This is a genomic window from Streptomyces sp. NPDC093795, assembly GCF_044764665.1.
Lineage (GTDB): Bacteria > Actinomycetota > Actinomycetes > Streptomycetales > Streptomycetaceae > Streptomyces.
On sequence record NZ_JBIWIO010000001.1, the window covers coordinates 507,240 to 532,391 of the forward strand.

General features: G+C 69.3%; 31 protein-coding genes and 1 pseudogene. 3 read left to right on the top strand and 29 right to left on the bottom strand.

All coding sequences use genetic code 11. The features are described 5' to 3' along the window. Positions 1-20 precede the first annotated feature (20 nt). The 5 genes from alr to ACIRB7_RS02390 all read right to left on the bottom strand — a co-directional run bounded on the left by alr (position 21) and on the right by ACIRB7_RS02390 (position 6,044). On the bottom strand, positions 21-1,169 hold the full coding sequence (alr, locus tag ACIRB7_RS02370; protein WP_403591201.1) for an alanine racemase: 1,149 nt from the start codon (positions 1,167-1,169) through the stop codon (positions 21-23). A gap of 202 nt (positions 1,170-1,371) precedes the next feature. Next, positions 1,372-2,811, bottom strand: a complete 1,440-nt coding sequence (locus ACIRB7_RS02375; protein ID WP_403591203.1) for an NAD(P)H-hydrate dehydratase — start codon at positions 2,809-2,811, stop codon at positions 1,372-1,374. Positions 2,812-2,947: 136 nt separating this feature from the next. Further along, positions 2,948-3,316 carry a holo-ACP synthase gene (locus tag ACIRB7_RS02380; RefSeq protein WP_351213459.1) on the bottom strand — a complete coding sequence of 123 codons (369 nt, stop codon included), beginning with the start codon at positions 3,314-3,316 and terminating at the stop codon, positions 2,948-2,950. A gap of 7 nt (positions 3,317-3,323) precedes the next feature. Further along, positions 3,324-5,171, bottom strand: coding sequence for a glutamine--fructose-6-phosphate transaminase (isomerizing) (gene glmS, locus ACIRB7_RS02385; RefSeq protein WP_403591206.1), 1,848 nt, complete (start codon positions 5,169-5,171; stop codon positions 3,324-3,326). A 102-nt stretch (positions 5,172-5,273) separates the two neighbouring features. After that, positions 5,274-6,044 (bottom strand): hypothetical protein, encoded by a 771-nt coding sequence (locus tag ACIRB7_RS02390; protein ID WP_403591209.1) that lies wholly within the window; start codon positions 6,042-6,044, stop codon positions 5,274-5,276. Positions 6,045-6,218: 174 nt separating this feature from the next. Between ACIRB7_RS02390 and coaA the strand changes: the two genes are divergently transcribed. Beyond that, a complete protein-coding gene (gene coaA, locus ACIRB7_RS02395) occupies positions 6,219-7,298 on the top strand; it encodes a type I pantothenate kinase (protein WP_403591212.1) in 1,080 nt (359 codons plus the stop codon). Positions 7,299-7,369: 71 nt separating this feature from the next. Then, positions 7,370-8,329 (top strand): DUF389 domain-containing protein, encoded by a 960-nt coding sequence (locus ACIRB7_RS02400; RefSeq protein ID WP_403591215.1) that lies wholly within the window; start codon positions 7,370-7,372, stop codon positions 8,327-8,329. 73 nt (positions 8,330-8,402) lie between these two features. Here the strand turns inward: ACIRB7_RS02400 and glmM are convergent, their stop codons facing one another. The 5 genes and pseudogenes from glmM to ACIRB7_RS02425 form a co-directional block, all read right to left on the bottom strand. Further along, positions 8,403-9,761: a phosphoglucosamine mutase gene (gene glmM / locus ACIRB7_RS02405; RefSeq protein WP_403591218.1), complete on the bottom strand. Its 1,359-nt coding sequence runs from the start codon at positions 9,759-9,761 to the stop codon at positions 8,403-8,405. Between the two features lie 138 nt (positions 9,762-9,899). Next, a complete protein-coding gene (gene rpsI, locus ACIRB7_RS02410; protein WP_015035601.1) occupies positions 9,900-10,412 on the bottom strand; it encodes a 30S ribosomal protein S9 in 513 nt (170 codons plus the stop codon). A 44-nt stretch (positions 10,413-10,456) separates the two neighbouring features. Then, entirely contained in the window at positions 10,457-10,900 is a 444-nt protein-coding gene (rplM, locus tag ACIRB7_RS02415; protein WP_053646145.1) for a 50S ribosomal protein L13, read from the bottom strand. 258 nt (positions 10,901-11,158) lie between these two features. Further along, positions 11,159-11,905, bottom strand: a complete 747-nt coding sequence (locus ACIRB7_RS02420) for an ATP-binding cassette domain-containing protein (RefSeq protein WP_403592453.1) — start codon at positions 11,903-11,905, stop codon at positions 11,159-11,161. 366 nt (positions 11,906-12,271) lie between these two features. Continuing rightward, a pseudogene (locus ACIRB7_RS02425) lies at positions 12,272-12,676 on the bottom strand (ATP-binding cassette domain-containing protein); the annotation flags it as partial. 161 nt (positions 12,677-12,837) lie between these two features. Here ACIRB7_RS02425 and ACIRB7_RS02430 point away from each other — a divergent pair. Beyond that, the gene (locus ACIRB7_RS02430; RefSeq protein WP_403591221.1) at positions 12,838-13,827 is read left to right on the top strand and encodes a hypothetical protein; all 990 of its coding nucleotides are present in this window, start codon (positions 12,838-12,840) and stop codon (positions 13,825-13,827) included. Here ACIRB7_RS02430 and truA read toward each other — a convergent pair. The 19 genes from truA to rplX all read right to left on the bottom strand — a co-directional run bounded on the left by truA (position 13,798) and on the right by rplX (position 25,152). Further along, positions 13,798-14,655 carry a tRNA pseudouridine(38-40) synthase TruA gene (gene truA, locus ACIRB7_RS02435; RefSeq protein WP_403591224.1) on the bottom strand — a complete coding sequence of 286 codons (858 nt, stop codon included), beginning with the start codon at positions 14,653-14,655 and terminating at the stop codon, positions 13,798-13,800. The genes ACIRB7_RS02430 and truA overlap by 30 nt on opposite strands. A gap of 83 nt (positions 14,656-14,738) precedes the next feature. Continuing rightward, the gene (gene rplQ / locus ACIRB7_RS02440) at positions 14,739-15,203 is read right to left on the bottom strand and encodes a 50S ribosomal protein L17 (protein WP_329854398.1); all 465 of its coding nucleotides are present in this window, start codon (positions 15,201-15,203) and stop codon (positions 14,739-14,741) included. A gap of 169 nt (positions 15,204-15,372) precedes the next feature. Beyond that, entirely contained in the window at positions 15,373-16,395 is a 1,023-nt protein-coding gene (locus tag ACIRB7_RS02445) for a DNA-directed RNA polymerase subunit alpha (protein ID WP_280878448.1), read from the bottom strand. Between the two features lie 134 nt (positions 16,396-16,529). After that, positions 16,530-16,934 (bottom strand): 30S ribosomal protein S11, encoded by a 405-nt coding sequence (gene rpsK, locus ACIRB7_RS02450; protein WP_003956432.1) that lies wholly within the window; start codon positions 16,932-16,934, stop codon positions 16,530-16,532. 66 nt (positions 16,935-17,000) lie between these two features. Beyond that, positions 17,001-17,381: a 30S ribosomal protein S13 gene (rpsM, locus tag ACIRB7_RS02455; protein WP_030214048.1), complete on the bottom strand. Its 381-nt coding sequence runs from the start codon at positions 17,379-17,381 to the stop codon at positions 17,001-17,003. A gap of 204 nt (positions 17,382-17,585) precedes the next feature. Then, complete coding sequence (rpmJ, locus tag ACIRB7_RS02460; protein WP_003956441.1) at positions 17,586-17,699, bottom strand: 50S ribosomal protein L36; 114 nt, start codon at positions 17,697-17,699, stop codon at positions 17,586-17,588. 63 nt (positions 17,700-17,762) lie between these two features. Continuing rightward, positions 17,763-17,984: a translation initiation factor IF-1 gene (infA, locus tag ACIRB7_RS02465; protein WP_003956442.1), complete on the bottom strand. Its 222-nt coding sequence runs from the start codon at positions 17,982-17,984 to the stop codon at positions 17,763-17,765. Between the two features lie 139 nt (positions 17,985-18,123). Further along, positions 18,124-18,975, bottom strand: coding sequence for a type I methionyl aminopeptidase (gene map, locus ACIRB7_RS02470; RefSeq protein WP_403591228.1), 852 nt, complete (start codon positions 18,973-18,975; stop codon positions 18,124-18,126). Between the two features lie 97 nt (positions 18,976-19,072). Next, positions 19,073-19,720: an adenylate kinase gene (locus ACIRB7_RS02475; protein ID WP_403591231.1), complete on the bottom strand. Its 648-nt coding sequence runs from the start codon at positions 19,718-19,720 to the stop codon at positions 19,073-19,075. Further along, positions 19,720-21,039: a preprotein translocase subunit SecY gene (gene secY / locus ACIRB7_RS02480; RefSeq protein WP_403591234.1), complete on the bottom strand. Its 1,320-nt coding sequence runs from the start codon at positions 21,037-21,039 to the stop codon at positions 19,720-19,722. The genes ACIRB7_RS02475 and secY overlap by 1 nt, the downstream gene beginning before the upstream one ends. Before the next feature lie 213 nt (positions 21,040-21,252). Continuing rightward, positions 21,253-21,708 (bottom strand): 50S ribosomal protein L15, encoded by a 456-nt coding sequence (gene rplO, locus ACIRB7_RS02485; protein WP_187623360.1) that lies wholly within the window; start codon positions 21,706-21,708, stop codon positions 21,253-21,255. Between the two features lies 1 nt (position 21,709). Next, positions 21,710-21,892: a 50S ribosomal protein L30 gene (rpmD, locus tag ACIRB7_RS02490; RefSeq protein WP_024755415.1), complete on the bottom strand. Its 183-nt coding sequence runs from the start codon at positions 21,890-21,892 to the stop codon at positions 21,710-21,712. Further along, entirely contained in the window at positions 21,892-22,494 is a 603-nt protein-coding gene (gene rpsE / locus ACIRB7_RS02495) for a 30S ribosomal protein S5 (protein WP_006126891.1), read from the bottom strand. Before rpsE ends, rpmD begins: the two co-directional genes overlap by 1 nt. Positions 22,495-22,540: 46 nt before the next feature. Continuing rightward, a complete protein-coding gene (gene rplR / locus ACIRB7_RS02500; protein ID WP_015035587.1) occupies positions 22,541-22,924 on the bottom strand; it encodes a 50S ribosomal protein L18 in 384 nt (127 codons plus the stop codon). A 3-nt stretch (positions 22,925-22,927) separates the two neighbouring features. Then, on the bottom strand, positions 22,928-23,467 hold the full coding sequence (rplF, locus tag ACIRB7_RS02505; RefSeq protein WP_351213430.1) for a 50S ribosomal protein L6: 540 nt from the start codon (positions 23,465-23,467) through the stop codon (positions 22,928-22,930). A 21-nt stretch (positions 23,468-23,488) separates the two neighbouring features. Further along, complete coding sequence (gene rpsH, locus ACIRB7_RS02510; protein WP_015035585.1) at positions 23,489-23,887, bottom strand: 30S ribosomal protein S8; 399 nt, start codon at positions 23,885-23,887, stop codon at positions 23,489-23,491. 208 nt (positions 23,888-24,095) lie between these two features. Beyond that, positions 24,096-24,281: a type Z 30S ribosomal protein S14 gene (locus ACIRB7_RS02515; protein WP_003948630.1), complete on the bottom strand. Its 186-nt coding sequence runs from the start codon at positions 24,279-24,281 to the stop codon at positions 24,096-24,098. A 5-nt stretch (positions 24,282-24,286) separates the two neighbouring features. Beyond that, complete coding sequence (gene rplE / locus ACIRB7_RS02520; RefSeq protein ID WP_106975815.1) at positions 24,287-24,844, bottom strand: 50S ribosomal protein L5; 558 nt, start codon at positions 24,842-24,844, stop codon at positions 24,287-24,289. Next, complete coding sequence (rplX, locus tag ACIRB7_RS02525) at positions 24,841-25,152, bottom strand: 50S ribosomal protein L24 (RefSeq protein WP_351213429.1); 312 nt, start codon at positions 25,150-25,152, stop codon at positions 24,841-24,843. The genes rplE and rplX overlap by 4 nt, the downstream gene beginning before the upstream one ends.

A 25,152-nucleotide genomic window follows, 5' to 3' on the forward strand; every position in this document is an offset into this window, starting at 1 on the left:
TCGACCCTCCCCCTTGCTCGCTACTCGCCCAGGTACACGCGCGGGACGCGCGCGCCGATCCGGGTGACGATCTCGTACGCGATGGTGTCGGCGGCCACCGCCCAGTCCTCGGCGGTCGGCTCGCCCCTCTCTCCGGAACCGAAGAGCACGGCCTCGGTGCCCGCCCCGGGCTCGTCCCCGCCGAGATCGACGACGAACTGGTCCATCGCGACCCGCCCGGCGACCGTACGGACCGCGCCGTCGACGAGGACGGGGCCGCGGCCCGAGGCGTGCCGGGGGACGCCGTCGGCGTAACCGAGCGGCACGAGGCCGAGGGTGGTCTCGCGCTCGGTGACGTAATGGTGTCCGTAACTCACCCCGTGCCCGGCCGGGACCCGCTTGACGAGCGCGATGCCGCCCTTCAGGGACATCACCGGCTTCAGGCCGAGGTCGGCGGAGGTGCCGAGTTCCGGGCTGGGTGAGATGCCGTACATCGCGATGCCGGGCCGGACCAGGTCGAAGTGGGCCTCGGGGAGGGTGAGGGTGGCGGGCGAGTTGGCGATGTGCCGGACCTCGGGCTCGACGCCGGCCTTCTCGGCGTGGTCGAGCATCGAGCGGAAGACGTCGAGCTGCACGGCGATGGAGGGGTGGTGCGGCTCGTCGGCGCACGCGAAGTGCGACCAGAGGCCGGTGACCTTGACGAGGCCGTCGGCCTCCCCCTTCAGGGCCGCCTCCACCAGCTCGGGCCAGTCGGCGGGCTGGCAGCCGTTGCGGCCGAGGCCGGTGTCGGCCTTGAGCTGGATACGGGCGGTGCCGCCGGTGCGGCGCGCCGCCTCCAGCACCTCCTCCAGGGCCCACATCCCGCTCACGGACATGTCGAGACCGGCCTCGATGCCCTGGTCCCAGGGGTCGCCCGGCGTCCAGAGCCAGCACATGACGGGGACGTCGGTGATCCCGGCGGCCCGCAGCGCGAGCGCCTCGTGCGGGGTGGCGGTCCCGAGCCAGTCCGCGCCCGCGTCCAGGGCGGCGCGGGCGCACCGGACGGCGCCGTGTCCGTACGCGTCGGCCTTGACCACGGCCATGATCCGGACGTAGGGGGCGACGCGGGCGCGCAGCGTGCGGACGTTCGCACGCAGCGCACCGAGGTCGATCTCGGCGCGGGCTCTGCGGGGCGGCGGTGTCTCAGTCATCGCGCCCAGTCTCTCAGGTGTCAGCTCCCGGACCGCTTTCCCGGTCACCCTTGCGCGGAACGTCCCAGAGTTTCTCGGTGGCGGGAGCCCGAGATCGACGCAGTCCCGACTGCCGGCGCGCGCGGCGAGCCGCCTGCGCCACCCACCCCCCGTGTGGGCAATCGTCCCGCAGGGCGTGGGGGCGCCTCCGAAGGTCCCGGGTCTACAAGCCCGCGTTCACGTCACGCCATGCCTCGCCCACCGCCCCCGCCACCTCCGACGCCGTCACCGGCCCCCGTCCCCCCGACGCCCGCCGCGCCGCGAGGCCGTGGAGGTAGGCGGCGCACGAGGCCGCGTCCAGTGGGGGCAGGCCGGCTGCCAGGAGGGAGCCCGCCAGGCCCGAGAGGACGTCGCCGCTGCCGGCCGTCGCCAGCCAGCCGGTCCCGGTGGGGTTCACCCGTACGGGCCCGCCGTCCGGCCCGTACACCAGCGTCGTCGACCCCTTGAGCAGCACCGTCGCCCCGAACCGCCCCGCCAGTTCCCGTACCGCCGCGAGCCGCCCCGCCTCCACCTCCTCGCGGGCCACACCGAGCAGCGCCGCCGCCTCTCCCGCGTGCGGGGTGAGGAGGGTCGGGGCGCTGCGGGCCCGTACCAGAGCGGGGTCCAGGCCCCGGAGTCCGTCCGCGTCCACGAGGACCGGGACGTCCGAGGCGAGGACCTCCCCCACGCCCGGCTCGTCGCCGAGCCCGGGCCCGGCCACCCAGGCCTGCACCCGCCCCGCCGCGGACGGCGGCCCCGCGTGGACGAGGGTCTCGGGGTGCCGGGCGATCACCGCGTCGGCGGCGGGCCCGACGTACCGCACGGCCCCCGCCCCGCCCCGCAGCGCCCCCGTGACGGTGAGGACGGCCGCTCCCGGGTAGCGGGCGGACCCGGCGACGACTCCGAGGACTCCGCGCCGGTACTTGTCGCTCCCGGCGCCGGGTACGGGCAGCAGCCGCGCCACGTCCTGGTGCTGGAGCGCCTCCATGTCCGGCACGCCCGGCAGTTCGTCGGCGAGTCCGATGTCGACGAGCCGCAACGCGCCCGCGTACTCCCGTCCGGGGTCGACGAGCAGCCCCGGCTTGTACGTGCCGAAGGTGAGGGTCACGTCCGCCCGCAGCGCCTCCCCCGGCACCTCGCCCGTGTCCGCGTCGACGCCGCTCGGCAGGTCGACGGCGACGACGACGGCGTCGGAGCCGCGCGCGGCCCGGGCGACGGGCACGGCGTCGGGCCGGAGCCCGCCCCGCCCGCCGATGCCGGTGATGCCGTCGAGGACGAGGTCGGCGACGGCGAGCGGTTCGAACGGGTCGTCGGCGACCCGGCCCCCCGCCGCCCGGAGGGCCGCGAGCCCGCCCTCGTGGGCGCGGGCGCCGAGCAGGACGGCGGTGACGCCTGCGCCGCGCCGGGCGAGCCGGGCGCCGGCGTACAGGGCGTCGCCGCCGTTGTCGCCGCCGCCGACGAGAAGGACGACCCGGGACCCGTACACCCGTCCCTTCCCGAGGAGCGAGCAGCAGGCGGCGGCGAGCCCGGCGGCGGCCCGCCCCATGAGGGCGCCCTCGGGCAGCCGGGCCATGAGGGCGGCCTCGGCGGCCCGTACGGTCTCCACGCGGTGAGCGGTACGCATGGTCAGCAGTCTGCCGCAGTCGCCAGGCGACCGCCCGGAGACGCGGGTTGACGTCCCTTCACCGCGCGCACCGCCCTCCCCGGCCCGCGACCGCCGTCAGGCCTCCGCGACCGCCGTCAGGCCTCCGCGACCGCCGTCACGCCTCCGCGATCACCACCGCCGACGCCACCCCCGCGTCATGGCTGAGCGAGACGTGCCAGTTCTTCACGCCCAGCTCCGCCGCCCGCGCCGCCACCGTCCCGCGCACCCGCAGCCGCGGCTGCCCGGTGCCCTCGACGTACACCTCGGCGTCCGTCCAGTGCAGCCCGCCCGGCGCGCCGAGCGCCTTCGCCAGCGCCTCCTTCGCGGCGAACCGCACCGCGAGCGAGGCGGGCCCGCGCCGCTCGCCGCTGGGGAGCAGCAGCTCCCGTTCGACGAAGAGGCGCTGGAGCAGCCCCGGTGTCCGTTCGATCGACGCGGCGAAACGGTCGATCTCCGCCACGTCGATCCCCACCCCAATGATCATTTCCCACTCACTCCACGGTCACGGATTTGGCCAGGTTGCGCGGCTGGTCGACCTCGTTGCCCCGCGCGGTGGCGAGCTCGCAGGCGAAGACCTGGAGCGGCACCGTGGAGACCAGCGGCTGGAGCAGCGTAGGCGTGGCGGGGATCCGGATGAGGTGGTCGGCGTACGGGACGACGGCGTCGTCGCCCTCCTCCGCGATGACGATGGTCCGTGCCCCGCGGGCCCGGATCTCCTGGATATTGGAGACGATCTTGTCGTGGAGGACGGATCGGCCCTTGGGCGAGGGCACCACGACGACCACGGGCAGGTCCTCCTCGATGAGCGCGATCGGCCCGTGCTTGAGCTCTCCGGCGGCGAAGCCCTCGGCGTGCATGTACGCGAGTTCCTTCAGCTTCAGGGCGCCTTCGAGGGCGACGGGGTAGCCCACGTGCCGGCCGAGGAAGAGGACGGTGTCCTTGTCGGCGAGGGAGCGGGCGAGGGCGCGTACCGGCTCCATCGTCGCGAGGACCCGCTCGACCTCGTCGCCGATCCGGGCGAGTTCCCGGACGACGGCGTGGATCTCGTCGCCCCACTTGGTGCCGCGCACCTGCCCCAGGTACAGCGCGAGGAGGTAGCAGGCGACGAGCTGGGTGAGGAAGGCCTTGGTGGACGCGACGGCGACCTCGGGCCCGGCGTGCGTGTAGAGCACGGCGTCCGACTCGCGGGGGATGGTCGAGCCGTTGGTGTTGCAGACGGCGAGGACCTTCGCGCCCTGCTCACGGGCGTGCCGGAGCGCCATCAGGGTGTCCATGGTCTCGCCGGACTGGGAGATCGCGATGACGAGGGTCCGCTGGTCGAGGATGGGGTCCCGGTAGCGGAACTCGCTGGCGAGTTCGACCTCGCAGGGGATCCTGGTCCAGTGCTCGATGGCGTACTTGGCGATGAGCCCGGCGTGGAAGGCGGTGCCGCAGGCGATGACGACGACCTTGTCGGCCTCGCGGAGCACACGGTCGGGGATGCGCACCTCGTCGAGGGTGAGCCGTCCCGAGCCGTCGATCCGGCCGAGGAGGGTGTCGGCGACGGCCTTGGGCTGCTCGGCGATCTCCTTGAGCATGAAGTGGTCGTAGCCGCCCTTCTCGGCGGCGGAGGCGTCCCAGTCCACGTGGTAGGACCGCACGTCGGCGGGCGTACCGTCGAAGTCGGTGACGGTGACGCCGTCCCTGCTCAGTTCGACGACCTGGTCCTGGCCGAGTTCGATGGCCGCGCGGGTGTGGGCGATGAAGGCGGACACGTCGGAGGCGAGGAAGTTCTCGCCCTCGCCGACGCCGACGACGAGCGGCGAGTTCCGGCGGGCGCCGACGACGACGTCCGGCTGGTCGGCGTGCACGGCGACCAGGGTGAACGCCCCGTCGAGCCGCCGGCAGACGAGCCTCATGGCCTCCGCGAGGTCGCCGACGGAGGAGAACTCCTCGGCGAGGAGGTGGGTGACGACCTCGGTGTCCGTCTCGGAGAGCAGGTCGTGGCCGCGCTCCGCGAGCTCCTCGCGGAGGGCGGCGAAGTTCTCGATGATGCCGTTGTGGACGACGGCGACGCGCCCCGCGTTGTCCAGGTGCGGGTGCGCGTTGGCGTCGGTCGGCCCGCCGTGGGTGGCCCAGCGGGTGTGTCCGATGCCCACGGACCCGCCGGCCAGCGGCCGCTCCACGAGCTCCTTCTCCAGATTGACGAGCTTGCCCGCCTTCTTCGCCGCGGCGAGCCCTCCGTCGGAGAGCACCGCGACCCCGGCCGAGTCGTAGCCCCGGTATTCGAGCCTCTTGAGACCCGCGACCACCACATCAAGCGCCGACTGCCCGCCGACGTATCCCACGATTCCACACATGACGGAAGCCTAGGGCGGATGGCGCCCGGAGGCCCGGAGTCGGCGGAGTTCGGCGGGCGCGCGTCGGCGGGCGGTCGGCGGGCGCGCGTCGGCCGGCGCGCGTCAGCCGAGCTTCTTGTCCTGCGCCGTGATGATCGCCGTCGGCAGCGACGTGACCGGACCGCCGAAGCTGAGGGTGGAGAACGAGGCCAGCGTGCCGCCCTCGCGGAAGGTGACCAGCTTGGTGACGAACGGCAGCCCGGCCACGTCGGTGGTCACCGTCCAGGCGAGCGCCTCGTCACCGGCGGACACCGTCTCCGGCTCGACCTTCATGATCTTCGTCTTCTCGCCACCGCCGATGAGCGTGAAGCCGCCCGCGCACTCGGTCCCGGCCTTCTTCAGCGAGGCGAACGCGTCCTGGGCGCCCTGCCCGTCGTACGAGCCGAGGGTCACGCCCGTCGCCGGTGCGCCCAGCGCCCCCAGGATGTCCTCGGAGGACGCCGTCGCCCCGTCGGACTTCGGCACCTCGATGGCCCTGCGGTGCGCGGACGCGGCCGGGTTTCCGGTGGCGATGTACGACATGGCGTCCGCGAACGGCTTGCAGGACGGCTTGTCCGCCGCGACCGCGGAGGACGGGACGATCTCCGCGGCCGGCGCCTTCTTCACCTGGTAGCCCGGAAGATCCGCCTGCTCGACGATCAGCTTCTCCAGCTCGGCGACGGACAGCGCCTTGGCCGGGGGCGCGCTGCTCGTCGTGGCGGAGGCGCTGGGCGCCGCGCTCTCCTTGCCCTTGCCCTGGTCGGCGCTCTCCTTCCCGCCCCCGCAGGCGGTGACGAGCAGCGCGAGGGAGACGGCGGTGGCGGCGACGGCGGCGGTTCGGACGGACGTGCGCATGTGTGGGTGCTCTCTGCTTCTCTCCGTGCCGCCGAGCGGCGGCTCCCCCCGCGTGCAGACCGGACCCACGCGGCAAACGACATGATCACCCCAGGGGCAGGGGGCGGACAACGCTTTATGCCACGTGACCGAGCCCACGACCCACGGACGCCCCGGACCCCCGACAATGGCGGGGTGATCACTTCGCCGCCACGAAGCCCGGCCGAGAACGACCCCCACGGCAACGGCCCCCACGGGAACGACGCCGCCGGCCACGGCTCCTCCGGCAAGGGCTCCTCCGGCAACGGCAACGGCTCCTCGCCCCGACGCCCCTCCGAAGCGACCCCCTACGTCGACTTCACCCGGGCCGAGTGGAGCGACCTCCGCGACAAGACGCCGCTGCCGCTCACCGCCGACGAGCTCGAGCGGCTCCGCGGGCTCGGGGACGTCATCGACCTCGACGAGGTACGGGACGTCTACCTGCCGCTGTCCCGGCTGCTCAACCTGTACGTGCAGGCCACCAGCGGCCTGCGCGGCGCCCTCAACACCTTCCTCGGCGAGAGCGCCGAGCAGCGCGGCACCCCCTTCGTCATAGGGGTCGCCGGTTCGGTGGCCGTCGGCAAGTCGACGGTCTCCCGTCTCCTCCAGGCCCTGCTCGCCCGCTGGCCGGAGCACCCGCGCGTGGAGCTGGTGACGACGGACGCCTTCCTCTACCCGATGGAGGAGCTGAAGGAACGCGGGCTCATGGCCCGCAAGGGTTTTCCCGAGTCGTACGACCGCCGGGCCCTGACCCGGTTCGTCGCCGACATCAAGGCGGGCAAGGAGGAGGTCACGGCCCCGGTCTACTCGCACCTGATCTACGACCGCGTCCCCGGCGAGCGGCTCGTCGTCCGCCGCCCGGACATCCTGATCGTGGAGGGCCTGAACGTCCTCCAGCCTGCGCTGCCCGGCAAGGACGGGCGGACCCGTGTCGGTCTCGCCGACTACTTCGACTTCTCCGTGTACGTGGACGCGCGCGCCGAGGACATCGAACGCTGGTACCTCAACCGCTTCCGCAAGCTCCGCGACACCGCGTTCCAGAACCCCTCCTCGTACTTCCAGCGGTACACGCAGGTCTCCGAGGACGAGGCCCTTGACTACGCCCGCACCATGTGGCGGACGATCAACAAGGTGAACCTCCTGGAGAACGTGGCCCCGACACGCGGCCGGGCGACCCTGGTGGTCCGCAAGGGCCCCGACCACAAGGTGCAGCGGCTGAGCCTCCGCAAGCTCTGACCCCGCCCTGAGCCCGCCGTCCGCAAGCTCTGACCCTTCCCTGGGCCCGGGCCGTCCGTAAGCTCTGTCGCATGCTGCATCTCCGCATGATCGTCCCCTCCGGCCGCTCCCTGGACGCGGTCAAGCTGATCGAGTCGACGGTCGGCACCACGCATCTGGTGGTGCTCCCCGGCGCCGCCCGGGACCCGGCGGGAGACGTCGTGATGTGCGACGTGGCCCGCGAGGCGGGCGACGAACTGCTCAGCAGACTGCGCGAGCTGAGGATCGATCAGGACGGTTCGATCGCCGTCGGGAACATCGACCTCTCCCTTTCCACGCGTGCGGACGCCGCCGAGAAGGAGGCCCCGGGTGAGCCCGCGGACGCGGTGATCTGGGAGCAGCTGACGGGGGCGACCCACGAGGAGTCGTCGCTCTCGATCACGTACTGCGCGTTCATGATCCTGGCGACGATGATCGCGGCCTGCGGTGTCGTCCTGGACAACGCGGTCCTGATCGTGGGCGCGATGGCGGTCGGCCCGGAGTTCGGCCCGCTCGCCGGCGTGTGTACGGCGGTGGTGCGGCGCGCTCCGAAGCTGGCGGCGCGGTCGCTGATCGCGCTGCTCGTCGGCTTCGCGGCGGCGATCGCGGCGACGACGCTCTTCAGTCTGGGGATGGACGCGCTCGACCTGTTCACCAGGGAGCGGCTGGACGGGGACCGCCCCAACACCAGTTTCATCTGGCAGCCGGACCCGTTCTCGTTCGTCGTGGCGCTGCTCGCGGGCGCGGCCGGCACGCTCTCGCTGACCTCCGCCAAGTCGGGGGCGCTCGTGGGCGTGGCGATCTCGGTGACCACGGTCCCGGCGGGCGCGAACGCGGCCGTGGCACTCAGCTACGGCGAGGTGGGCCAGATGTGGGGGTCGGTCGAGCAGCTGCTGCTCAACCTCTTCGGGATCATGCTGGCCGGGATCGTGACGCTGTACGGGCAGAAGCTGCTGTGGCGCACCCAGCGCGGCCAATGGCGCCGGCCCTCCGCACGTACGCCGAAGGGCTGAGGACGGATGGAACACGCGAGGGCCCCCACCGGCACGGTGAGGGCCCTCTCTGCATGACGATGCCTCAGAAAGCCTAGCCCAGCGCCGACTTCACGACGTCCGCGAGGCGCTGCGCGACCGCGCGTGCCTGCTCGATGTCCGCGGCCTCGACCATGACGCGGACCAGCGGCTCGGTGCCGGAGGAGCGGAGCAGGACGCGGCCGGTGGAGCCGAGCTCGCGCTCGGCCTCGACGACGGCGGCGGCGAGGTCGCCGGAGGTCGTGACGCGCGACTTGTCGACGTCCTTCACGTTGATGAGGATCTGCGGCAGCCGCTCCATCACCCCGGCGAGGTCCGCGAGCGACTTGCCGGTGGCGGCGATCCGGGCGGCCAGCATGAGGCCGGTGAGGGTGCCGTCGCCGGTGGTGGCGTGGTCGAGGACGATGACGTGGCCCGACTGCTCGCCGCCGAGCGCGTAACCGTGCTCCTTCATGGACTCCAGGACGTAACGGTCGCCGACCCCGGTCTGGACGAGGTTCAGGCCCTCGCGCTCCATGGCGAGCTTGAAGCCCAGGTTGGACATGACGGTCGCGACGACGGTGTCGCCGCGCAGCGTCCCGGCCTCGCGCATGGCGAGGGCGAGGACGGCGAGGATCTGGTCGCCGTCGACCTCGTTGCCCGCCGCGTCCACGGCCAGGCAGCGGTCGGCGTCGCCGTCGTGCGCGATGCCCAGGTCGGCGCCGTGCTGGAGGACGGCGGCCTTGAGTAGCTCCAGGTGGGTGGAGCCGCAGCCGTCGTTGATGTTGAGGCCGTCCGGCTCTGCACCGATGGTGACGACCTCGGCACCGGCCCGGGAGAAGGCCTCGGGCGAGACGCGGGCGGCGGCGCCGTGGGCCTCGTCGAGGACGACCTTCAGACCGTCGAGGCGGTTCGGGAGGACGGCGATGAGGTGGGCGACGTACCTGTCGAAGCCCTCCTCGTAGTCACGGACCCGGCCGACGCCGGCACCGGTCGGGCGCTCCCAGGGGGCGCCGGTGCGGTGCTCCTCGTACACGGCCTCGATCTGGTCCTCGAGCTCGTCGGCGAGCTTGTGGCCGCCGCGCGCGAAGAACTTGATGCCGTTGTCGGGCATGGCGTTGTGGCTGGCGGAGAGCATCACACCGAGGTCGGCGCCGAGGACGCCGGTGAGGTGGGCCACGGCCGGGGTGGGCAGGACGCCGACGCGCAGCACGTCGACGCCGGCGCTGGCGAGCCCCGCCACGACGGCGGCTTCGAGGAACTCTCCGGACGCGCGGGGGTCACGCCCGACCACGGCGACCGGCCGATGGCCCTCGAAGGTGCCCGCCTCGCCGAGCACGTGCGCCGCCGCGACCGACAGGCCGAGCGCCAGCTCCGCTGTCAGGTCCGCGTTGGCGACACCGCGTACGCCGTCCGTGCCGAAGAGTCGTCCCACAGCTGTCCTCCGAAATACGTGCCCAAGCCGATGAAAGAACCGAAGAAAGAAGAAAGGTGCAAAAGGTTATGAAAAAACGTACGCCCCGACGGCACGGGCAGTGCCGCCGGGGCGTACGAAAGCAGACCGAGCAGGCGATTAACGCTTGCTGTACTGCGGGGCCTTACGGGCCTTCTTGAGACCGGCCTTCTTGCGCTCGACCGCACGGTCGTCGCGGGAGAGGAAGCCGGCCTTCTTCAGCGCCGGGCGGTTGTTCTCGACGTCCGCCTCGTTCAGCGCACGGGCCACGCCGAGGCGCAGGGCGCCGGCCTGACCGGAGACACCGCCACCCGCGATGCGGGCGATGACGTCGTAGCGGTTGTCGAGCTCGAGCACCTTGAAGGGCTCGTTGACTTCCTGCTGGTGCACCTTGTTGGGGAAGTAGTCCTCAAGGGTGCGACCGTTGATCTTCCACTTGCCGGTGCCCGGAACGATCCGGACGCGGGCGATGGCGTTCTTGCGACGGCCCAGGCCGGCGGCCGGCTGCGGGTCGCCGAAGCGGGACGCGAGCGACTCGGAGGTGTACTCACCCTCGACGAGCTCGGTCTCAGTGGTGTACTCCTCGACGCCCTCGAACTCGTCGACGGGGGTCTCGGGGGTGGTCTCGGCCACGATGCTCCTCAGATTTCTTTCGTTCTTAGGGGGTGTGGCCGGAACTACTGCGCGACCTGGGTGATCTCGAACGGGACCGGCTGCTGCGCAGCGTGCGGGTGGTTCTCGCCCGCGTAGACCTTCAGCTTCGAGAGCATCTGACGGCCCAGGGTGTTCTTGGGGATCATGCCCTTGATGGCCTTCTCGACGGCCTTCTCGGGGTTCTTGGAAAGCAGCTCGTCGTAACGGACGGAGCGCAGACCACCCGGGAAGCCGGAGTGGCGGTAAGCCAGCTTCTGGGTCTTCTTGTTGCCGGACAGGTGGACCTTGTCAGCATTGATGATGATGACGAAGTCGCCCATGTCCATGTGGGGGGCGTACACGGGCTTGTGCTTGCCTCGGAGGAGGTTCGCAGCCGTGGTCGCCAGACGGCCCAGGACGATGTCCTGCGCGTCGATGATGTGCCACTGGCGAGTGACATCGCCGGGCTTGGGGCTGTACGTACGCACTTCGTAGCCTTCGCTTCTTCAGTGGATGGAGTCCAGACACACCTGAAGCGATCATGCAGCTGGGGCCTGCACTGCCGGGACACCGCCCGTATGCGAGCCACTGGTAACTGCTCCAGGGAACCTGCGTAACGGCTCTTCGCGTGAGAACGCCGAAGCCAATACGCGTAACAAACCGCCACAGTACCCGCGCCACCCCGGACGGGTCAAAACGCGCCGACCCGACCGTGCCCGGTCACCGCTCCCGGTCACCGTGCCAGGTCACCGCGCCCGATCCACCCGCCGCTCGTCCCACACCGGCTCGCTCGTCTCCCGTACGACTCCGTCCGACCCGAAGACCAGATACCGGTCGAACGACTTCGCGAACCACCGGTCGTGGGTGACAGCCATCACGGTCCCGTCGTACGCCTCAAGCCCGTCCTGAAGGGCCTCCGCCGACTCCAGGTCCAGGTTGTCCGTCGGCTCGTCGAGCAGCAGAGCCGTCGTGCCGGCCAGCTCCAGGAGCAGGATCTGGAAGCGGGCCTGCTGCCCGCCGGAGAGCTTGTCGAAGGGCTGGTCGCCCTGCCGCTCCAGCTCGTACCGGCGCAGCATGGACATCGCCGCGCCCCGGTCCTTGGCGTGCTCCGACCACAGGATGTCGACGAGCGGCCGCCCGGTCAGCTCCGGGTGCGCGTGGGTCTGCGCGAAGTGCCCCGGCACCACCCGGGCGCCCAGCTTCCACTCGCCGGTGTGCGCGACCGAAGGGTCCCCCGCGAGCAGCCGCAGGAAGTGTGACTTGCCGGACCCGTTCGAGCCGAGGACGGCGACCCGCTCCCCGTAGAAGATCTCGAGCGAGAACGGCTTCATAAGGCCGGTCAGCTCAAGGTTCTCGCAGGTCACGGCACGTACACCGGTCCGGCCGCCCCGCAGCCGCATCCGGATGTCCTGCTCGCGCGGCGGCTCCGGCGGCGGCCCCGCCTCCTCGAACTTCCGCAGCCGGGTCTGCGCCGCCGCGTACCGCGAGGCCATGTCGTGGCTGACCGACGCCGCCTGCCGCAGGTTGACGACGAGCTTCTTCAGCTGGGCGTGCTTCTCCTCCCAGCGCCGCTTCAGCTCCTCGAAGCGCGCGAACCGCTCGCGCCGCGCCTCGTGGAAGGTGTCGAAGCCGCCACCGTGCACCCACACGTCCGAACCGGCGGGACCGGGCTCGACGGCGACGATCTTCTGCGCGCCCCGGGACAGCAGCTCCCGGTCGTGGGAGATGAACAACACGGTCTTACGGGTCTCCCGCAGCCGCTCCTCCAGCCACCGCTTCCCGGGGACGTCGAGGTAGTTGTCCGGCTCGTCGAGCAGCAGCACCTCGTCGGTGCCGCGCAGCAGCGACTCCAGGACGAGCCGCTTCTGCTCACCGCCGGAGAGCGTCCGGACCTCACGGAACTGCGCCTTCTCGTACGGCACGCCGAGCGCGGCCATGGTGCACATGTCCCAGACGGTCTCGGCCTCGTACCCCTGCACCTCGGCCCAGTCGCTGAGGGCCTGCGCGTACTTCATCTGCGCGGCCTCGTCGTCGACGGTCATGATCAGGTGCTCGGCCTCGTCGACGGCCTTCGCGGCCTCCCGGATCCGGGGCTGGGCCACCGAGACGAGCAGGTCACGGACGGTGGACCCGTCCCGTACGGAGCCGACGAACTGCGGCATCACACCGAGCCCGCCGCTGACGGTGACCGAGCCGCCGTGCGGCTGGAGCTCTCCGGAGATCAGCCGGAGCAGTGTGGTCTTCCCGGCGCCGTTGGCCCCGACGAGGGCGACGACGGCCCCTTCCCCGACCCGGAAGGAGGCGTCCCCGAGCAGGACCCTCCCGTCGGGAAGGTAGTACTCCAGATGCGCGGCCTCGACATGTCCCATGGGGTGCATTGTCGCCGCCCGCGTCGGCTGGGCCCAACCGGTTTAGGATGCGCGGCATGAGCTTTGGGGGACCGCAGTGGCCGCACGAGCCGCAGCAGCAGGGTCAGCAGGGGTACGGCCAGCAGCCGCAGGGACAGCAGGGGTACGGACAGCAGCCCCAGGGACAGCACGGGTACGGCCAGCAGCCCCAGGGACAGCACGGGTACGGCCCCGGGCAGGCCGACCCGTTCCCGGGCGCCCAGGGCGGCGGGGCCACCCCGGACTGGGGCGCCCTGGCCGACGCCTCGGCCTCCCGTAACCGGCGCAAGCGCTGGCTGGTGATCGGCGGCGGAGCCGTGGCCGCACTGGCCGTCGGCGCGATCGTGGCGACCGCCGTGGTGGCCACCGGCAAGAAGAACGACGAGGCCAAGAACAGCGGGGTGCCCACCGGCACGGTCTCCCCCACCCTCTCGCCGACCCCCGACCCGACCTTCTCCTCGGTGGCGCCGCCGCCCCCGCCGAACCCGAAGGACTACATCACGGACCCGAAGAAGGACCGGGCCCCGCTCTCCGCCGAGGGCCTCTTCCCGGGCAGGAAGCTGACCATGGACAAGCGCCCGTACACGAAGGGCGCGACCTCGGCGACGACGAACTGCGCGGCCGTCACCCAGAACGGCCTCGGCACCGTCCTCAAGAGGAACGGCTGCCAGCGGGTGCTGCGCGCCACCTACGTGAAGGACGGCGTCGCGATCACCGTCGGCGTCGCCGTCTTCCCGTCCGAGGCCGCCGCCCTCAAGGCGAAGAGCCAGGCCACCGGCGGTATCGCCCCGCTGGCCGGCGCGGGCGTCAAGGAGTTCTGCCGCGCCACGGTCTGCCTGCGCCGCTCGAACTCGGTCGGCCGCTACGCGTACTTCACCCAGGCCGGCTTCACCGACGGCAAGAAGGTCACCAAGGCCCACAAGCCGGTCTTCCAGGCCAGCGACGACCTCGGCACCTTCGCCTTCAACCAGATCTACGCCCGCGGCAAGGCCCAGGCCTCAGCAGCAGCCAACGCTCCCGGGGAGTGACCGCTTGTTCCTGGCCTCCAGGTTGCGGGCGGCCAGGAGCTCGTCGGCCGGGTAGCCGACCTCTTCGAGGGTGAGGCCGTGCGGCCGTACGACATGCACGGCCGAGTCCCGCACACCGGCCGCGAGCACCTTGCCGGGCCAGTCCACCGGCCGGTGCCCGTCACCGACGAACAGCAGGGCGCCGACGAGCGAGCGGACCATGTTGTGGCAGAAGGCGTCGGCCTTCACGGTGGCTTCCATCACCCCGTCGGGGCGCTGCTCCCAGCGCAGCTCCTGGAGGGTGCGGATGGTGGTCGCGCCCTCGCGCCGCTTGCAGTACGCGGCGAAGTCGTGCTCGCCGACGAGCGCGGCGGCGGCCTCGTTCATGGCGTCCATGTCGAGGGCCCAGTCGTGCCACAGGACGTGCCCGCGCTGGAGCGGGTCGACCCCGCCGGGGTTGTCGGTGACGCGGTAGGCGTAGCGGCGCCAGATCGCGGAGAACCGGGCGTTGAAGCCCGCGGGGGCCTCTTCCACCCTCCACACCCGTACATCGTGCGAGAGGCGCCCGGCGAGCCGCCTGAGCAGCTTGTCGCGGTGCTCGGCCCACAGCTCGAGGGGCAGGTCGACATGCGCGACCTGGCCGCGCGCGTGGACCCCGGAGTCGGTCCGGCCGGCCACGGTCAGCTCGTACGTCTCCTTGGACCGGGTCACGGTCCGCAGGGCGTCCTCGATGTCCCCCTGGACGGTCCGCTGCCCCTGCTTCTGCTTGGCCCAGCCGGAGAAGTCCTTGCCGTCGTACGAAAGGTCGAGGCGTACCCGTACGAACCCGTCCTGCACGTCATCGCTCACGCGGAAATCCTCTCAAACACACGGGAGCGGGCCCGCACCCCAGGGGGTACGGGCCCGCACACGAGAACAGTCGTCAAGAACGCTTACGCGTCCTTCGACTCCTCAGCCGGAGTCTCGGCGGCCGCGTCGGCCTCCTTGACGGCGCGCACGGTGGCGGCCTCGGCCTCGGCGACGGTCGCCTTCTTGGCGATCTCGCCCTCGACCAGCTCGATCACGGCCATCGGGGCGTTGTCGCCACGACGGTTGCCGATCTTGGTGATACGGGTGTAGCCACCGGGGCGCTCCGAGTAACGCGGGGCGATCTCGGTGAAGAGGGTGTGGACGATCCCCTTGTCGGTGATCGACTGCAGCACCAGGCGACGGTTGTGGATGTCGCCCTTCTTCGCCTTGGTGATCAGGCGCTCGGCGACCGGACGCAGGCGACGGGCCTTGGCCTCGGTCGTGGTGATGCGGCCGTGCTCGAAGAGCGACTTCGCCAGGTTGGCGAGGAGCAGCTTCTCGTGCGCGGCGGAACCGCCGAGGCGGGCACCCTTCGCGGGACGCGGCATGGTGTTTCTCCTTGTGATCTGCACCGGCCGTATGAGGTACCGATGTCAGTGTCCGAGCGGGCGGCTACCCGTCGGAGACCCGCGCCCCTGCTAAGGGGCGCGGGAAGTGTCGATCTGCGGCTGGCGCCGCGTGGGCGCGACCAGCCGAAACCGGCCCGCAGACGATCTACTAGTACTGCTCGGTCTCGACGAAGCCCGCATCCACGTCGTCGTCGGCGCCGAAGGCGTCCGCCGCGGCGGTCGGGTCGAATCCGGGCGGGCTGTCCTTCAGGGCCAGGCCCATGCCGGCCAGCTTCGCCTTGACCTCGTCGATCGACTTCGCACCGAAGTTGCGGATGTCGAGCAGGTCGGCCTCGGAGCGCGCCACGAGCTCACCCACGGAGTGGATGCCCTCACGCTTGAGGCAGTTGTACGAACGAACGGTGAGCTCGAGCTCCTCGATCGGCAGCGCGAGATCGGCGGCGAGGGCGGCGTCCGTGGGGGACGGGCCCATGTCGATGCCCTCGGCGTCGATGTTGAGCTCGCGCGCCAGACCGAACAGCTCGACCAGGGTCTTACCGGCGGACGCCATGGCGTCACGCGGGCGCATGGCCTGCTTGGTCTCGACGTCGACGATCAGCTTGTCGAAGTCGGTGCGCTGCTCGACACGGGTCGCCTCGACCTTGTACGTGACCTTGAGCACCGGCGAGTAGATGGAGTCGACCGGGATACGGCCGATCTCCTGGCCCGCCTGCTTGTTCTGCACGGCGGAGACGTAGCCGCGACCGCGCTCGACGGTCAGCTCCATCTCCAGCTTGCCCTTGCCGTTGAGCGTGGCGAGGACGAGGTCGGGGTTGTGCACCTCGACACCGGCCGGGGGCGCGATGTCGGCGGCGGTGACCAGACCCGGGCCCTGCTTGCGCAGGTACATCACGACCGGCTCGTCGTGCTCCGAGGAGACGACCAGCTGCTTGATGTTGAGGATGAGGTCGGTGACGTCCTCCTTGACGCCCGGCACGGTGGTGAACTCGTGCAGGACACCGTCGATGCGGATGCTGGTGACAGCGGCACCCGGGATCGAGGAGAGGAGGGTACGGCGGAGGGAGTTGCCGAGGGTGTAGCCGAAGCCCGGCTCCAGCGGCTCGATGACGAACCGGGAGCGGAACTCGTCGACGACCTCTTCGGTCAGCGAAGGACGCTGAGCGATAAGCATGTCTTCAATCCTTCAGTCGTGGACGCCCACTATTTGACGCCCGACGGAATTGCTGCGTACTGCGTACTGCAAGGGTACGGGCGGCACGGTCCGAAGAGCCGTACCGCCCGAAGTCCTGATCAAGCAGCCGTGCGTCAGACGCGGCGGCGCTTGGGGGGACGGCAGCCGTTGTGCGGCGTGGGGGTGACGTCCTGGATCGAACCGACCTCGAGGCCCGTGGCCTGGAGGGAGCGGATCGCGGTCTCGCGGCCGGAGCCCGGACCCTTGACGAAGACGTCGACCTTGCGCATGCCGTGCTCCTGCGCGCGGCGAGCGGCCGACTCGGCGGCCATCTGCGCGGCGAACGGGGTCGACTTGCGCGAGCCCTTGAAGCCGACGTGGCCGGCGGAGGCCCAGGAGATCACGTTGCCCGAGGGGTCCGTGATCGAGACGATCGTGTTGTTGAACGTGCTCTTGATGTGCGCGTGGCCGTGAGCGACGTTCTTCTTTTCCTTGCGGCGCACCTTCTTGGCAGCGCCCTGACGACCCTTGGGGGGCATCTATAACTCCTACGGGAGGTGGTCGGTCCTACAGCGAAGACCGCTTGATAAAGCGTCCGCTGAGGACTACTTCTTGCCCGGCTTCTTCTTGCCGGCGATGGCGCGACGCGGGCCCTTGCGGGTACGAGCGTTCGTGCTGGTGCGCTGACCGCGGACGGGCAGGCCACGACGGTGGCGCAGACCCTGGTAGCAGCCGATCTCGACCTTGCGGCGGATGTCGGCGGCGATCTCGCGGCGGAGGTCACCCTCGGTCTGGAGGTTGGCGTCCACGTACTCGCGGATCTTGACGAGGTCTTCCTCGGCAAGCTCGCGGACACGGGTGGACGGGTTCACGCCGGTCGCGGCGAGGATCTCCTCGGACCGGGTACGTCCGATACCGAAGACGTAGGTGAGTGCGACCACCACACGCTTTTCGCGCGGGATGTCAACACCGGAAACGCGTGCCATTCAATGGCTCCTGTGTTCTCGGGGGTCTGCTGCAGAACCGCTCCCGACCGCCGACCCTTCGAAACGTCGAAGGATGGTACGTCCGGGTCCCCGGCCCCCGCCGGAGGTGCCGTCAACCGTGGAACACGGCCCGACGGGCTCTGCGTATGTACGTTGCTATGCGTCGCGCGAAGAACTGCGAAATTGCAGGTCGGTCGGCGTGCGTCAGCCCTGGCGCTGCTTGTGGCGCAGGTTGTCGCAGATGACCATGACCCGACCGTGACGGCGGATCACCTTGCACTTGTCGCAGATCTTCTTGACGCTCGGCTTGACCTTCATGGGATGTGAGGTTCTCCGGGTCAGTGCCACCACCCGCGCCCGGAGGCGGGGTGCGGGCAAGATCTACTTGTACCGGTAGACGATCCGGCCACGCGTCAGGTCGTACGGAGAGAGCTCCACGACGACCCGGTCGTCCGGAAGGATTCGGATGTAGTGCATCCGCATCTTGCCGGAGATGTGCGCGAGGACTTTGTGACCGTTCTGGAGTTCCACCTTGAACATGGCGTTCGGGAGGGACTCGATCACGGTGCCCTCGATTTCGATGGCACCTTGCTTCTTGGCCACGCTTCGCCCTTCGAATCGGCTACCTTGATCGACTCTCGCCCCCGCATGCGGACACACGGGTACACGAGAGCCGACGCATCAGTCTACGTCAGGCCTCAGGAAAAGACGAATCGGGAAGTCTGCCCAAGGGAGGAGATCACTAAGCCAGCGGATCCGGCGCAGCCACCACGCCCAGCTCCGCCAGCTTCGCCCTACCCCCGTCGACCGCCGTCAGGACCAGCGGGCCCTCTTCCGTGAGGGCGACCGAGTGCTCCCAGTGGGAGGACCAGGTTCCGTCCGTCGTGATGACGGTCCAGTCGTCCTTCAGGACCTCCGTCGCCGGGGTGCCCAGGGAGACCATCGGTTCGATCGCCAGGCAGAAGCCGGGGACCAGCTTCGGGCCCTTGCCGCGCTTGCGGGAGACGTAGTTCAGGAGGTGCGGGTCCATGTGCATCTCGGTGCCGATGCCGTGGCCGCCGTAGTCCTCGATGATCCCGTAGCGGCCGAGGCTGTGGTCGCCGACCGCCGGCCGGGGCTGGCGCTTGATGTACGTCTCGATCGCGCGCGAGACGTCCACCAGACGGTTGCCGAGCTTCATGGCGGCGATGCCGGCCCACATCGACTCCTCGGTCACCCGGGAGAGCTCGATCAGTTCCGGCGCGTGCCCGGTGCCCACGAACGCCGTGTAGGCCGCGTCGCCGTGCCAGCCGTCCACGATCGCGCCGCAGTCGATGGAGATGATGTCGCCGTCCTTGAGGACGGTCTTCTCGTCGGGGATGCCGTGGACGACGACCTCGTTCACCGAGGTGCAGATCGTCGCGGGGAACCCGCCGTACCCGAGGAAGTTCGACTTCGCCCCGTGGTCGGCGATCACCTTCCGCGCGACCTCGTCCAGGTCGCGGGTCGTCGCGCCCGGCACGGCGGCCACGCGGGTCGCCGCGTGGATGGCGGCGACGACCAGGCCCGCCTCGCGCATCTTCGCGATCTGCTCGGGGGTCTTGATCTGCACCATCGTGGTCGCGGCCTTTCCATCGAGTACGGGGGAACAGAACAACGATACGGCCGCGGCGCCCCTGAGGGGCACCGCGGCCGTATCGGACGAACCAGGGTTACTTCTTGAGCGCGGCCATCGCCTTCGCGGTGACCTCGTCCACCTTGCCGAGCGCCGTGATCGTCACGACCAGGTTCTGCGCCCGGTAGTAGTCGATGATCGGCTCGGTCTGGGTGTGGTAGACCTCCAGCCGCTTGCGGACGGTCTCCTCGGAGTCGTCCGGACGCTGGTAGAGCTCGCCGCCGCAGACGTCGCAGACGCCCTCGGTCTTCGGCTGGTTGTACAGCACGTGGAAGACGTGCGCGCTGTCGTTGCGGCAGGTGCGACGACCCGCGATCCGCTTCACGACCTCGTCCTCGGGGACCTCCAGGTCCAGGACCGCGTCGAGCTGCATGTCCTCGGCCTTCAGGACCACGTCCAGAGCCTCGGCCTGCGCCACGTTGCGGGGGAACCCGTCCAGCAGGAAGCCGTTCGCGGCGTCCTGCTGAGCCATCCGGTCCTTGGCCATCCCGATGGTCACCTCGTCGGGCACCAGGTCACCGGCGTCCATGAAGGCCTTGGCCTTCAGACCCAGCTCCGTGCCCTGAGAGATGTTGGCGCGGAACAGGTCACCCGTGGAGATGTGCGGGATGTCCAGGTTCCTGGCAAGGAACGCGGCCTGCGTACCCTTGCCGGCACCGGGCGGTCCGACGAGGACGATTCGCATCAGCGGAGGAACCCTTCGTAATTGCGCTGCTGGAGCTGGCTCTCGATCTGCTTCACGGTCTCCAGCCCCACACCCACGATGATGAGGATGCTCGTCCCACCGAAGGGGAAGTTGGCATTGGCGCCACCGAAGCCTGCCAACGCCATCGTCGGCACAAGAGCGATCAGACCCAAGTACAGCGAGCCCGGCCAAGTGATCCGGTTGAGCACGTAGCTCAGGTACTCGGCAGTAGGTCGACCAGCCCGGATACCCGGGATGAAGCCACCATACTTCTTCATGTTGTCCGCGACTTCCTCGGGGTTGAACGAGATCGCCACGTAGAAGAAGGCGAAGAACACGATCAGGAGGAAGTACGTAGCGATGTAGTAGGGGTGGTCACCCTTGACGAAGTGGGCTTCGATCCAGGTCTTCCACCCCGCGGTGGAGCTGGAGAACTGAGCGATCAAGGCCGGGATGTAGAGCAGCGACGACGCGAAGATGACAGGAATCACACCTGCCTGGTTCACCTTCAGCGGGATGTAAGTGGACGTACCGCCGTAGGAGCGCCGGCCGATCATGCGCTTCGCGTACTGCACGGGGATGCGGCGCTGGGCCTGCTCGACGAAGACCACGAGGGCCACCATCACGAAGCCGATCAGGATGACGGTGCCGAACTCGATCCAGCCCTTGGCGAGCTTGCCGCTCTCCTTGATGGCCCACAGGGCGCCCGGGAAGCCGGCGGCGATCGAGATGAACATCAGGATCGACATGCCGTTGCCGATGCCGCGGTCGGTGATGAGCTCACCGAGCCACATCACGACACAGGTGCCCGCGGTCATCGTGATGACCATGGTGGCGATCACGAAGATCGACGGGTCGGGCACGACCTGGTTGGCCACGCTGCAACCGCTGAACAGCGCACCGCTCTTGGCGGTGGCGACGAGACCGGTGCCCTGCAGCACGGCGAGGGCGACGGTCAGGTACCGGGTGTACTGCGTGATCTTGGCGGTACCCGACTGTCCCTCCTTCTTGAGGGCTTCGAGACGCGGGATCACGACGGTCAGCAGCTGCAGGATGATGCTCGCCGTGATGTACGGCATGATGCCGAGCGCGAAGATGGTGATCTGGAGCAGCGCCCCGCCACTGAACATGTTGACCAGGCCGAACAGGCTGTTGTTGCCCTCGCTGGCCTGCTTCACACACTGCTGGACGGCCTCGTAGCTGACGCCGGGGACCGGGATGTGGGCCCCGAGGCGGTACAGCACGATGATGGCGAGCGTGAAGAACAGCTTCTTGCGCAGGTCGGGCGTCTTGAACGCCCGGGCGAACGCGGTGAGCACGGTGCCTCCTGCGACCCCCGCGCTATGCGTCAAGGGTGACGGTCTTGAGGTTCGACGATTAGGTATCGGTCATCAATTCCGCGCGGGCATACCGCACGGAGTCTAGACAGTGCACGCCACCTTACCGGCGACCATGCCCGCCTAGGAACGACCAATCGGGGATGCCCCTTTTGAGAGGCATCCCCGATCGGATGTTCAAGCCATCGAGTCGTCTCAGACGAGCTCGGTGACGGTGCCGCCAGCGGCGGTGATCTTCTCCTTGGCGGAGCCGGAGACGGCGTCAACCGAAACCTGCAGCGCCACGGTGATCTCGCCGGTGCCGAGCACCTTGACGAGCTGGTTCTTGCGCACCGCGCCCTTGGCGACCAGGTCGGCCACCGTGACCTCTCCACCCTCGGGGTAGAGAGCGCCGAGCTTGTCCAGGTTCACGACCTGGAACTCGGTGCGGAAGGGGTTCTTGAAGCCCTTCAGCTTCGGCAGACGCATGTGGAGGGGCATCTGCCCGCCCTCGAAGCGCTGCGGAACCTGGTAGCGGGCCTTCGTACCCTTCGTACCACGACCGGCCGTCTTACCCTTCGACGCCTCACCACGACCGACACGGGTCTTGGCGGTCTTGGCACCGGGGGCGGGACGGAGGTTGTGGGCCTTCAGCGGGCTGTTCTCCGCCATGTTATTCAACCTCCTCGACCGTCACGAGGTGGCGGACGGTGTGCACCATGCCGCGGAACTCGGGACGATCCTCCTTGACAACCACGTCGTTGACCTTCTTGAGGCCGAGCGAACGCAGGGTGTCGCGGTGGTTCTGCTTGCTGCCGATGTACGACTTCGTCTGCGTGACCTTGAGGCGAGCCATTACGCACCCGCCCCAGCACGCGCACGGAGCAGAGCCGCGGGGGCGACGTCCTCGAGGGGCAGACCACGGCGAGCCGCGATCTCCTCGGGGCGCTGCAGGCCCTTGAGGGCCTCCACGGTCGCGTGCACGATGTTGATCGCGTTCGACGAGCCGAGCGACTTCGACAGGATGTCGTGAACGCCGGCGCACTCGAGCACAGCACGCACCGGGCCACCGGCGATAACGCCGGTACCGGGGGAAGCAGGCTTGAGCAGGACGACGCCCGCGGCCTTCTCGCCCGTGATCGGGTGCGGGATGGTGCCCTGGATGCGCGGAACCTTGAAGAAGTTCTTCTTGGCTTCCTCGACACCCTTGGCGATGGCCGCGGGAACTTCCTTGGCCTTGCCGTAACCGACACCTACGGTGCCGTCACCGTCGCCCACCACGACCAGCGCGGTGAAGCTGAAGCGGCGACCACCCTTGACAACCTTGGCGACGCGGTTGATCGCGACAACGCGCTCAACGTACGCGGTCTTCTCGGCGGCAGCGCCACCGTCGCGGCCCTTCCGGTCCCGCCGCTCGCCGCCACCGGCACCGCTTCCGCGGCGCTGGGGTCCAGCCATTGGATTTACCTCTCTCTGTTACGTCCGTTAGTCCCGGAACCGGGGCTTAGAACTTCAGCCCGGCTTCGCGGGCGGCGTCAGCCAGAGCGGCAATGCGCCCGGCGTACCTGTTGCCACCACGGTCGAACACGACAGCCTCGACACCAGCGGCCTTGGCGCGCTCAGCGACGAGAGCACCGACCTGCTTGGCCTGCGCGGACTTGTCACCCTCGCCACCACGGATCGACGCGTCCAGGTTCGACGCGGACGCAAGGGTGTGACCCTTGAGGTCGTCGATGACCTGAGCGGTGATACCGCGGTTCGAACGCGTCACGACGAGGCGCGGACGCTCCGCCGTACCCGACACGTTCTTGCGGATGCGGATGTGGCGGCGCGCCTTGGCGGCACGCTTGTAAGCGTCGCCCTTGGCGATCTTCACACCGTATGCCATGGCTTACTTACCAGCCTTTCCGACCTTGCGGCGGATGACCTCGCCGGCGTACTTGACGCCCTTGGCCTTGTACGGGTCGGGCTTCCGCAGCTTGCGGATGTTCGCCGCGACCTCGCCGACCTTCTGCTTGTCGATGCCCTCGACCGAGAACTTGGTCGGCGACTCGACCTTGAACGAGATGCCCTCGGGCGCCTCGATCAGGATCGGGTGGCTGTAACCGAGCTGGAACTCCAGGCTGGAGCCCTTCGCGGCCACGCGGTAACCGACACCGCTGATCTCGAGCGCCTTCACGTAACCCTGGGTCACACCGGTGATCATGTTGGCCACCAGCGTGCGGGACAGGCCGTGAAGGGCCTTGTTCTGACGCTCGTCGTTCGGACGGTTGACGTTGAGCACGCCATCCTCGCCCTTAACGATGTCGATCGGCGCAGCGACGGTGTGGCTCAGGGTGCCCTTGGAACCCTTCACCGTGACCGTGCGGCCCTCGATGGTGACGTCCACGCCGGCGGGAACCTGGATAGGCAGCTTGCCAATACGCGACATGAGCTTTCCTTCCTTTCCCGACTACCAGACGTAGGCGAGGACTTCCCCACCTACGCCCTTCTTGCCTGCCTGCTGGCCGGTCAGGAGGCCGTGGGACGTGGAGATGATCGCCACGCCCAGACCGCCGAGGACCTTCGGCAGGTTGGTGGACTTCGCGTAAACCCGGAGACCGGGCTTCGAGATCCGCTTGATGCCCGCGATGGAGCGCTCACGGTTCGGACCGAACTTGAGCTCGAGGACGAGGTTCTTGCCGACCTCGGCGTCCTCGACCTTCCAGCCCGTGATGAAGCCCTCCTGCTGGAGGATTTCCGCGATGTGAGACTTGATCTTGCTGTGCGGCATCGTCACGGAGTCGTGGTATGCCGAGTTCGCGTTACGCAGACGAGTCAGCATGTCCGCGATCGGATCAGTCATGGTCATGAATTGGCCTTCGGCCTCTCTCGCCGGGGTTTCCTGTATGCGCCATCCCTCTCCCCACACAGGGGCGGGACGGGTGCGGCGCGGGGACCTACGGCGTAGTAAGTCGTACGGGCGGCGGACGCCCAACCCTCCTAGCCTAAGCCATGGAGGCCTGGGCATCCGCCAACCCAGTGCTTACCGAGAGACTCCGGTCATCCCAAGTAAGGGATTACCAGGAGCTCTTGGTCACGCCCGGCAGCTCGCCACGGTGAGCCATCTCACGAAGGCACACGCGGCACAGGCCGAACTTTCGGTACACGGAGTGGGGTCGACCACAGCGCTGGCAGCGCGTGTAGCCACGCACGCCGAACTTGGGCTTGCGGGCAGCCTTCGCGATGAGAGCCTTCTTCGCCATCTCGCTTACGCCTCCTTGAACGGGAAGCCGAGGTGACGCAGAAGGGCACGGCCCTCGTCGTCGTTGGTCGCCGTGGTCACCACGGTGATGTCCATACCCCGGACACGGTCGATCTTGTCCTGGTCGATCTCGTGGAACATGACCTGCTCCGTGAGACCGAAGGTGTAGTTGCCACGCCCGTCGAACTGCTTGGGGGACAGACCACGGAAGTCGCGGATGCGCGGAAGCGCGAGCGACAGGGTGCGGTCCAGGAACTCCCACATGCGGTCGCCACGGAGGGTGACGTGTGCACCGATCGGCTGGCCCTCACGCAGCTTGAACTGCGCGATGGACTTACGAGCCTTGGTGACGGCCGGCTTCTGGCCGGTGATCGTGGTCAGGTCACGGACGGCACCGTCCATGAGCTTCGAGTCACGGGCGGCGTCGCCGACACCCATGTTGACCACGATCTTCACGAGGCCGGGAACCTGCATGACGTTCTCGTACGAGAACTCCTCACGCAGCTTGCCCGCGATCTCCTCGCGGTACTTCGTCTTGAGACGCGGAGTGGTGGTAGCCATCAGATGTCCTCACCCGTCCGCTTGGCAACGCGGATCTTGTTGCCCTCGTCGTCGAAGCGGAAACCGACACGCGTGACGACCTTCTTGCCGTCCTTCTCCACCACGAGCTGAACGTTGCTCACGTGGACAGGGGCCTCGGTCGTGACGATGCCACCGGCCTGCGAGGGGCCGGCCTTCGTGTGCTTCTTGACCCGGTTGACACCCTCGACGAGGACGCGGTTGTCGCGGGGGAAGGCCGTGATGACCTTGCCCTGCTTGCCCTTGTCCTTACCGGTGATGACCTGGACCAGGTCGCCCTTCTTGATCTTCAT